A 6425-nucleotide genomic window follows, 5' to 3' on the forward strand; every position below is an offset into this window, starting at 1 on the left:
ATAATAATTAAACATTAATAACTAACAATTAATAATTATCAACTCATGAACAGAAAACAATCATTCCGACAGACCCTTATTTTGTTCTGTCTTTTTCAATTTTCGTTTTTCATTTTTAGTGCAACTGCACAAGTAACTATCGGTGCTGATAAAGCACCCGAAACATTCTCTGCTTTAGAGGTAGTAAGTACTACAGGTGGTTTTCGTCTACCTCAGCTTACTACCGACCAGCGTAACAAATTATCGGTAAGTGGTAAGGATTTGGCCGAAGGACTTACTATTTACAACATTACTACTAAATGTACCGACACATGGAATGGTACTGCTTGGATATCGAACTGCGGTAGTAATGTAGCTCCACAAATTACTACCCAGCCTCGTGCTTTCAATTGGAAAGAAACCACTGGTGCCGGTACTCTATTAGGTATAGGTGATGACGCAGCTACTATTCGCGTATCAGCTACAGGTGTCGGTACGCTAACTTACCAATGGTACGAATTGCCTACAAATCAGAACGTTGCTCCTATGGCTGTGACTGATGGTACAGGAGGCGATTCAGATGCTTTTACTCCCGATTTATCAGCTTTGGGTATGCGCCGTTATTACTGCCAAGTTACCGACGCTAACGGCAACAGCATCAATAGTGATATAGCCGAAGTGGCTGTAGGCTGTGGGGCTAAAACTGTATCAGGTGGTTGGAGCAAGTTTATGTGTTACAATCTTGGCGCTACTGTTACAACTATTGCAGATCAAAAAGCACATCCCAGTCCCGTATATACCTATGGTGGTACTACAGCTAACGATGCAGAGCGTAACTCTGCTGTTTACGGTGACTTATACCAATGGGGGCGTACCAGAGACGGTCACGAAAAGCGTACAAGTGAGACTTCAGCTACCTTGGCTACAGGTGTAACCACAGGTGGTACAACTACTGATGGTGTAACTACAGGCGGTACTACAACCTTTATTAAAACTCCTTCTTACCCTTATAATTGGACTACTGCTACTACTGCCGACCTTAACTGGCGTAACCAAAAATATGTTATTTACGATCCATGTCCTGCCGGTTTTCGTGTACCCGCTCAAGGTGAGTGGAGCAATATTTTCCGTGGTGCTTCAGCACCCGGTGCTAAGGCTACTGCAGTAGTTAATACTTGGGAATGGAATGATGCTGCTAACGGTACTGCCGGTTACGAAGTGAAGCCTGACGGCGAGACTACTACTTTATTTTTGCCCGCCGCCGGCTACCGCGAGCGCTCTAATGGCGAGCTCTACCACGTAAGTATCGGCGGACGATACTGGAGTGGTAGCCTTAGCAGTGTGTACTCGTGCTACTTGGCCTTCAATGGTGGTACCGTGTACCCTGCGTACATTGGCTTCCGTTCGTACGGCTTCAGTGTACGGTGTATCTCAGAATTATAATACTCCACTTGTTCGGAAAACAAGGAAGAGTATAAGCTAATTCGGAAAATATATTGGATATACTTAAAAAAGTATTTTGACTTGAAAAAAGAGTGTCCCAAAAGGAAAGAGAACGCCGCTCGATACATCACTTGGTTTGCCAAGAAATTACGCAGATAAACACAAATTTACGCAAATCTTATTTTATTGAAATAACGTAAGTTACAAAAAAATGAAATTTGCGTAATCTGCGTGATTTGCGTTCAAAAAAGATTTTTGAGACAGTCCCTTTTCAAGTCAAAATATATTTTTGTCATGTACAAAACAAGCTCTTATATCCGAAACAAATGAGTTTCCCTATTTTTTCTTCTTATCTTCATTACCTTTATTATCCTTACCATCTTTTGATTTTGTATAAAGGAACCGTTTTATTTTTTGTGATGCAGTCTTCTCAAACGGCTCGTCCATCACATCAATACGCTTAATCTGCGAATTTCTATTCAAGCGGCTATTCAATTCTTTCTTATAATTTTGTAACCAATTGTGATACCGTTCGTCCAAATCATGAAAAGTTTGTTTGCTTTTCTCTTTTCTTTCTTCTACTGCAGATTTAAAGTTATCAATATTTGTCTCCAGTTCATCAATATTTAATATTATTTTAGCTACGAGGAAGCCGTCTTCTTCTACCACAAGAGATTCTGTAACAAACTGGTCGTTATTTATAACCGACTCTATATCCTCAGGATAAATATTTTCGCCACTTGCTCCAATTATTGTCGTCTTGGCTCTTCCCCTTATATATAATCTTTTTCTTTTATCAAATTTACCCAAATCGCCTGTTTTGAACCACCCGTCGTCAGTCAACACCTCTTGAGTTGCTTCCGGATTTTTATAATACTCCCTCATCACATTCGGACCTTTAGCCCATATCTCTCCTACCCCGTATTTGTCCGGCTCATGTATTTTAAGGTCGATACCGGGTAGAGCTGTCCCTGTAGACTGTAGTTTTGTTTTGCCCACAGCTGCACCGGCCAACAGAGGTGCTGTTTCGGTTAGTCCATAGCCAATAGCATAAGGGAATTTTGCTTCCTTAAGAAACCGTTCGACACGTGCATCCAACTTTGCACCTCCTATACCGAAAAATTTCAACCTACCTCCAAATGTCTTATATAGCTTTTTACCTGCAATACGGTGGATAATTTTACGGAAAATGAAGTTCTTATAAATCATCCGGCTGAAACGTTTCTTCGAGAACTTTTCCAGAATCTGTGATTTATACAATTTCTCCATAATCAATGGTACCGACAACATGATAGTGGGTTTTATTTTACCCATTGCCGGAATTAACGCTGCTGCAGTAGGAGGCTTTTCCATGTAATAAATGGAACTTCCATACATCATAGGAAATAAAAGCCCTAAGCTATTTTCATAAGTATGCGACAGGGGCAGAAACGACAAAAACACATCAAACTCATCAATCGCCTGAAAGCTATATGATTGCATTACCACAAAAGTGATGTTTTTATGTGTCAATACAACGCCTTTCGAACGTCCTGTGGTACCCGACGTATAAATCAGCGCAGCAATATCATCTTCAGCAACTTCGATATCATCAATACTAACATCTTCTTTCTGAACAACATCATCATTCAATAACGCCAGATTATCCAGTTTTATAGTTGCAACCAAATCGGGCAATTTAAGCCCTTCAACCTTCGTAAACAAACGTTCACTTACAAACAGCACCTTAGATTCCGAGTGTGTTAAAACGTTTTCAACCTCTTCGCGCGTAAAATCGGGCAAAATCGGAACAATAACAAGCCCGTTAGTTGCAACTGCAAAATAGGCAATAACCCAATTGGGCATATTATGACCATACAATGCCACCTTATCGCCCTTCTTCAGCCCCAGCGAATATAATTTATTCGCCATTTCATTCACTTTTTTTCCTAACTCCGCATATGTCAAAGGCTCTCCATGCACAAACGACACCGAAGGTCTTTGAGGAAACTCTTTTATTGTCCGCTCAAAAAACGACTTTATCGTTAATGGATTGGGTTCTATTTTTTTACTAAAAATCATATCAATATGATAAATTTGAAAATTATTATATACAAACTCAATATAACAAAATAATTATTATGCTCATTATGACAAATAATGTGCAAAGATATTATTAATTAGGACAAATAGTCATTTAAAACTTATTTTTTGTAGTATTTTATGGAAATAAGTTATTTCGCCTTAATATCCGGCAATTAATTATCAAGCACAACTTGCTTTTATATGAAACAAGTTTCAATTCAAATCTGTTCTCCATAAATGTAAAAAGAACAATTAATTTACAATACAAATTTAACCTTGCCGAAAGGAAAATGTTTTGTAACTTTGAGACCCTTTTTGCAACATTGTTTGAAACAGATTATATAAATGGCAGAAAAACGCACATATACTAAACGAAATACCGCTCCGGCTCCCATTCCTGCAAACGAATTTGGTAAGCTCCCACCTCAGGCACCTGAGCTTGAAGAAGCCATTTTAGGAGCTATCATGATTGAGAAGGATGCGTATTCGCTTGTTGCAGAAATATTGCGTGCCGACTGCTTTTATAAAATAGCCCATCAAAAAATTTATGAGGCCATCACTTCATTAGCCATCCATCAAGAGCCTATCGACATGCATACTGTAACCGAACAGTTGCGCAAAAGCGGCACATTAGATGATGTTGGAGGACCGTATTATATAACCCTTCTGACAGCTAAAGTTTCGTCGGCAGCTCACTTGGAGTATCACTCGCGCATTGTGGTTCAAAAATACTTGGCACGCGAGTTAATACGTATATCTTCCGAAATACAAACAAAGGCCTTTGACGATAAAGCCGATGTGAACGATTTGATGGAAGAAGCCGAAGGTATGCTGTTTGAAGTTACCCAGCAAAACCTTAAAAAGGATGCAACCCAAATCAATCCTGTTATCGAGGAAGCACGTAACCGGATGATCTTGGCCGCAAACAAAGAAGGAGCAAGCGGCGTAGCAAGCGGGTTTCATGCACTTGATAAAATAACCTCCGGATGGCAACGATCCGACCTTATTATTATTGCGGCACGTCCCGCAATGGGAAAAACAGCCTTTGTTCTTTCCATGGCCAAAAACATGGCTGTCGATTATAATACCCCTGTAGCCGTATTTTCACTCGAAATGTCAAACGTCCAGCTTGTTAATCGTATGATAATGAACGTTTGTCAACTAGAAGGTGACAAAATCAAAAAAGGAGATTTAAGTCTTGACGAATGGGAGATTTTTGATAAAAGAATCAAGACATTAATGGATGCCCCTATTTTTGTTGACGATACCCCCAGCTTATCCGTTTTCGAATTACGAAGTAAAGCACGCCGTTTGGTAAAAGAACATAAGGTAGAATGTATTATTATCGACTATTTGCAGTTGATGAATGCAAGTGGAATGAATTTTGGAAGCCGTGAACAGGAAGTGAGTATGATTTCGCGCTCACTGAAAGGACTTGCAAAAGAATTGGATATTCCTATCATAGCCCTATCACAGTTGAATCGGGGCGTAGAAGGCCGCACTGGGTTAGAAGGTAAACGACCTCAACTTTCAGACTTACGCGAGTCCGGTGCTATTGAGCAAGATGCCGACATGGTATGCTTTATCCACCGCCCCGAATACTACCACTTAACCGAAGATAACCAAGGAAACTCACTAATTGGTATAGCTGAAATTATTATAGCAAAACACCGGAACGGTGCTACTGACACAGTCCGCTTACGTTTCAAAAATATTTATACTCGGTTTGCCAATCTTGACGACATTGATGACGAAGATGAAAACATCAAATCATTAAATGCTAATTACCATTCATTTTCATCCAAAATGAATGCCGTTACCGAAGGCAGTTTCTATGGAGATTCAGCGCTAACGCCAATTCCTCCTGCCGATTTACCCAGACCTTTCGAAGGAGAAGGAAACATTCCTGATAAAATGCCTTTTTAAATTACTCCTTAATGCAAGATTAGTCTGCTGATAAACAATCTATTGGATTGATACGGCGTTTTTCAACAAATAAAATTAGCTCAAAGTGGGAAAATAATTTTGAATATATGGCAAAAATATGTACTTTTGCAGTGGGTAAGTCCTACACGACCAGCTCCCTTTGAATTCCCCCAGGGCTTGACCGCAGCAAGGGTAGAAGGTTGTAGCGGTGCGATGTAGGTAGCTTACCTACCTGCCTCTTTAGCTCAGTTGGCCAGAGCACGTGATTTGTAATCTCGGGGTCGTTGGTTCGAATCCGACAAGAGGCTCAAAAGAACAAAGCAAATAAAAAAAATCCCTGTATATCAAGTATATATAGGGATTTTTTTATATAATATCAGTTAATCTCGCCTCACCATCAAACGCTTACACGTTCAAAGAGCATATCATTATAAATCATCTCAGTACATGACAAAAAATGGCGAATGTTTCCTCAATCTGCTATAGGTACTCTTTTGACCTTGTCCGGTGAGCCGAAAAAATAGAAGCCCCTCCAACCCTCTCCTTCGGGGAGGGTAAAAAGTTCCCCTTTGGGGGATTTAGGGGGTATATCTTTCGTGCAAAGCGGGCATAGTCTTGAATGCGCCGTTTAAGCGAAAGCAGAATCTAGTTTACTTGAATTTTGCTGAGCATAGACGCTTCAATGAAATTTGTTTTTGTTCCTTTTACATCAAGACAAAAGGAAGTGTAGATGATTTAAATAAAAACATTAAATATCAGCAAAATACTGGTTGCTATTCAGTTTTTTGTCATGTACTAAAATAAATCATTATAACATTAGAAGCTCCCTACGGGAGCAAAGTTTGGTAATAACAGGTTGCTCATTATCCAGCGTGCCGTAGGTACGCGACAATTAGAGAGGAAGTGCGTAATGATAGAAAAATCCTTTAAACCCAAAAAACTCCTTCAGATATATTGTTCTGAAGGAGTTTTCATTTAAAAATGGCGGCGACCTACTCTCCCACATAATTGCA

Annotated in this window: 3 protein-coding genes, 1 tRNA gene and 1 other RNA gene; 4 read left to right on the top strand and 1 reads right to left on the bottom strand. The window is 39.7% G+C overall.

Translation table 11 applies throughout. The annotated features are described in order from the left end of the window. The first annotated feature begins 45 nt into the window (after nucleotides 1-45). Nucleotides 46-1422 (top strand): FISUMP domain-containing protein, encoded by a 1377-nt coding sequence (locus D0T49_RS12555; RefSeq protein WP_163632192.1) that lies wholly within the window; start codon nucleotides 46-48, stop codon nucleotides 1420-1422. Nucleotides 1423-1758: 336 nt separating this feature from the next. On the opposite strand, the gene D0T49_RS12560 is transcribed toward D0T49_RS12555, so the two are convergent. Then, nucleotides 1759-3483, bottom strand: coding sequence for an AMP-binding protein (locus D0T49_RS12560; RefSeq protein ID WP_163632195.1), 1725 nt, complete (start codon nucleotides 3481-3483; stop codon nucleotides 1759-1761). 348 nt (nucleotides 3484-3831) lie between these two features. On the opposite strand from D0T49_RS12560, the gene dnaB reads away from it, so the two are divergent. The 3 genes from dnaB (at nucleotide 3832) to D0T49_RS12575 (ending at nucleotide 5720) form a co-directional block, all read left to right on the top strand. Further along, nucleotides 3832-5412 carry a replicative DNA helicase gene (gene dnaB, locus D0T49_RS12565; RefSeq protein ID WP_163632198.1) on the top strand — a complete coding sequence of 527 codons (1581 nt, stop codon included), beginning with the start codon at nucleotides 3832-3834 and terminating at the stop codon, nucleotides 5410-5412. A gap of 133 nt (nucleotides 5413-5545) precedes the next feature. Continuing rightward, an RNA gene (ffs, locus tag D0T49_RS12570) (signal recognition particle sRNA small type) lies at nucleotides 5546-5645 on the top strand. Nucleotide 5646: 1 nt separating this feature from the next. Beyond that, nucleotides 5647-5720, top strand: a tRNA-Thr gene (locus tag D0T49_RS12575). Nucleotides 5721-6425 lie beyond the last annotated feature (705 nt).

The organism is Paludibacter sp. 221, assembly GCF_010501035.1.
In the GTDB taxonomy this organism is placed as follows: domain Bacteria; phylum Bacteroidota; class Bacteroidia; order Bacteroidales; family Paludibacteraceae; genus QVMH01.